Annotated in this window: 4 protein-coding genes and 1 pseudogene; 3 read left to right on the forward strand and 2 right to left on the reverse strand. The window is 42.3% G+C overall.

Annotated features, from left to right (window positions below; translation table 11 throughout):
- Positions 1–288, forward strand: a pseudogene (locus ACP45E_RS12270) (methyl-accepting chemotaxis protein); the annotation flags it as partial.
- Between the two features lie 129 nt (positions 289–417).
- Here the strand turns inward: ACP45E_RS12270 and bcp are convergent.
- Positions 418–888 (reverse strand): thioredoxin-dependent thiol peroxidase, encoded by a 471-nt coding sequence (gene bcp, locus ACP45E_RS12275; RefSeq protein WP_017038382.1) that lies wholly within the window; start codon positions 886–888, stop codon positions 418–420.
- 12 nt (positions 889–900) lie between these two features.
- Positions 901–1,443, reverse strand: a complete 543-nt coding sequence (locus ACP45E_RS12280; protein ID WP_017038383.1) for a glycine cleavage system protein R — start codon at positions 1,441–1,443, stop codon at positions 901–903.
- 300 nt (positions 1,444–1,743) lie between these two features.
- Between ACP45E_RS12280 and dapA the strand changes: the two genes are divergently transcribed.
- Positions 1,744–2,622: a 4-hydroxy-tetrahydrodipicolinate synthase gene (gene dapA, locus ACP45E_RS12285; RefSeq protein WP_017038384.1), complete on the forward strand. Its 879-nt coding sequence runs from the start codon at positions 1,744–1,746 to the stop codon at positions 2,620–2,622.
- Between the two features lie 52 nt (positions 2,623–2,674).
- Positions 2,675–3,423, forward strand: a 749-nt coding sequence (gene bamC / locus ACP45E_RS12290; RefSeq protein ID WP_069585052.1) for an outer membrane protein assembly factor BamC, incomplete at its 3' end; no start/stop codon positions are given.

Genomic DNA, 3,423 nt, shown 5'->3' on the forward strand with positions numbered 1-3,423 from the left:
GAAAGTAAAACAACCGCTATCGATGCTGTTGATAAAGCGCAAGCCGCGAATTCTTCGCTAGAAAGTATCAGTAATGCCATTCAGCAAATCTCTGATATGAATTTACAGATTGCATCCGCCGCGGAAGAACAAAGCTTAGTTGCTGAAGAAATCAACAATAATACGGTGAAGATTAAAGACTTATCGACACAAGTGGCCGATTCAGCTGAAAACACCAATATAGCGATGCAAACACAGAAAGATAATATCCATCAGCAAGATGCGCTACTGAATAAGTTTGTGGTTTAACACAAGCGGTTCTATAAACTAAAATGCCAGCTCGATATCGACGAGCTGGCATTTATATTTCCATAAACGGTTATCTAGGTACCGTCATCTAAGAACGATTGTTTGAGAACGATTCACTGAAACGGTCGGTTACTTGTTTTCGTTTAGATAATCTAAAACCACTTCGTGGTGAGTCTTGGTTTTAAATTTATTAAACACATGCTCGATGACACCTTGTTCATTGATCAAAAAGCTAATGCGGTGCAAACCATCATAGATCTTGCCCATAAATTTCTTTTCTCCCCAAACCCCAAATTGATTAGCGGCAGCATGCTCTTCATCAGATAAAAGAGTGAAATTAAGGTTGTCTCGCTCGATAAATTTTCCCAGACGCTTTACAGGGTCAATGCTCACGCCTAGAACGACTACGTTATGATCGTCTAATTCCGTTTTAATGTCGCGAAGCCCTTGTGCTTGTGTTGTACAGCCAGGTGTCATGGCTTTCGGGTAAAAATAGAAAAGAACTTTTTTACCTTCAAAATCACCAAGTGATACGGTTTTGCCATCTTGATCTAAAAGAGAGAAGTTTGGGGCTGGCGTGCCAGCAGTCAAAGTATTCATCGATAATCCTTTCTATTGACTATTTTTTATGAAATTAAGAGACCCTTGCACAGCCAGTGATTGACAGAAAAGAGTGAACTCTTCTTGTAACTGCATGAGGTTACACTGTGAACCCACGGTGGCCGTTAGGGCGATATGAAATTGGTCGTTATTAAGCCCGACCTGTGTTTTATTGATAGTCTGAGCACTGAGTGATGCTAAACCGATCTGTCTATCTGCGAAGAATTGAGTGAACTCTTCAGTCAAGCCCATTCTGTCATCGGATTCGATGAAGACTTCTAGTGTGTAAGCGTGATCGACAACTTCATGGGTAGAAGTGCGTTTCATCATGGTAATAAGGTCGTGCTCTTGACCTAAAAGAGGAAGCGTCGTCTCGACTCTCGTTATGCTGTTGTTGTTTCCAGAAACCAGCATCAAAAGAGTGAACTCGTTACCGAAAAGAGCTATACGACTGTCGATGATATTGCACCCTGATTGAGTCACTAGGTGAACGATTTGATTCGACACACCTGGGCGGTCTGTGCCGACGGCGGTAATTACTAGATGTTGAGTCATAATGTCACGTTAAATGAGGGCTATTAATAGGTATGTTAGCACAGAAGCATCAATATGCTTCCTTGAAGCACTGGGTTTTGTTGCTGAATTGTGTGAAAAAACGAGGCATTTCGAGTCTCGGTTTTGCTTGTTTACTGTTCTATGATCATTATTTCCCAATTATGTAGGTGAATAACTATGCCAAAGGTCAAACATGTGATAAATATTCAACATAACAGGTGCTATATATCCCTTTAACGCCTTGTCATACGCAAGAGCCATACAGTACCATGCAGAAAGTATCAAATAATGGAGAAAAACATGTTTTCAGGAAGTATTGTTGCATTAATTACACCGTTTAATTCTAATGGTGAGGTCGATTACATAAGCCTGAAAAAATTGGTGGATTTCCATGTGGATGCAGGCACTGATGGTATTGTCGCTGTCGGTACAACCGGTGAGTCAGCAACACTAACCGTTGAAGAGCATGTTAAAGTCGTCCACAAAACGGTTGAATTTGCTGCTGGCCGTATCCCTGTTATTGCTGGTACTGGTGCTAATGCGACTCACGAGTCTGTTACTTTCAGCCGTTTGCTGAATAATTCAGGTATTGCTGGGTGCCTTAGCGTAACCCCTTATTACAACAAGCCAACTCAAGAAGGCTTATATCAGCATTACAAAGCGATAGCTGAAGTGAGTGATGTTCCTCAAATCCTTTATAACGTTCCTGGCCGTACTGCGGTCGATTTGTTGCCAGAAACCGTTGCTCGACTATCAAAAATTGAAAGTATCGTTGCATTGAAAGACGCTACGGGAGAGTTAGAAAGAGTTGCAATTCACCGTGAACTTTGTGGCGAAGATTTTATCTTACTTAGTGGTGATGACAGTTCTGGTCTTGATTTTGTTGCCGCTGGTGGTAACGGGGTTGTTTCAGTCACGAACAATATTGCTGCGGCAGACATGGCGAAAATGTTTAAGCTTGCTGCTCAAGGTGAAATGGAAGAAGCGAGAGCGATCAACGAGCGTTTAATGCCTTTGCATCGAGATCTGTTTGTTGAATCAAGCCCTATTCCAGTGAAATGGGCGGCTCATAAGCTTGGTTTGATTGAGCATGGCTGTTTAAGATTGCCACTGACCGTTCTTTCAGAATCGGCACAACCTGTTGTTAGCAAAGCGTTGACTGATTCAGGTATTTACTAATTAATTACAAAGAATGGCCAAGATCTTTTTCTTGGCTTTTTTAGGAGTTCCAATGAAGTTTTCTCATCAGCTAGTCATGACGTCACTAGCTGTTCTTGTTTTAAGTGCATGCTCAAGCGATCCCTCCCATCGACGCCAAGCAAAAGATGATTTTGAATACTTAAATACCCCTGAGTTCAAAGAATGGCAGGCCCCAGCGGACGCAAAGCCCTATCTTTACGATGATTTTGTCATTCCTGCAGGGGAGTTTAATGGTGAACTTGGGCGTGACGTTGATATTCGCCCTCCACAGCAGATTTTAGAGTTGGTACCTGGCGCTCGCACTGAAACCAATATCAACGGTGAAGTGACGCTCTGGTTATTGCGAAAAGACGAAGCCGTTAAGGTTTGGGAAACCGCTTTGGCCATGCTTCAAGAAAGAAATGTCGATATTGTTAAGCAGTCCGATAATCTTGTTGAAACCGGTTGGTTCTCGTGGATCTCTGCCGATGAAGATGTGGAACTTGGCAGTCGTTACAATATTGAACAGCTTGAAGCCAATAACCGTTTTGGGTTTAAGATTTCACTGATTGATTGGCGTGAAGCTAACCAAGAAACCCCTGTTTCTGCGACGAATAAAGAACGCTATAACATTTTGATGACGAACTTAGTGATGGCTCGGTATGATCTCGATTTGCGCGAAGAAGCAACACGAAAAGCACAACAGTTAGTGAAACAAATCCCTATCAGTATGGGCACCGACCGTAGTGGTTTACCGGTTATTATTGCGCGTACACCTTATAATGTATTGTGGCAGCGTCT

It is taken from the genome of Vibrio genomosp. F10 str. 9ZD137 (genome assembly GCF_049974785.1).
In the GTDB taxonomy this organism is placed as follows: Bacteria; Pseudomonadota; Gammaproteobacteria; order Enterobacterales; family Vibrionaceae; genus Vibrio.

What these genes read in the sequence shown, in the direction of transcription:
- bcp (WP_017038382.1), bottom strand. Translation starts at nt 888, where the DNA reads ATGAATACTTTGACTGCTGGCACGCCAGCCCCAAACTTCTCTCTTTTA.
- dapA (WP_017038384.1), top strand. Translation starts at nt 1,744, where the DNA reads ATGTTTTCAGGAAGTATTGTTGCATTAATTACACCGTTTAATTCTAAT.
- ACP45E_RS12280 (WP_017038383.1), bottom strand. Translation starts at nt 1,443, where the DNA reads ATGACTCAACATCTAGTAATTACCGCCGTCGGCACAGACCGCCCAGGT.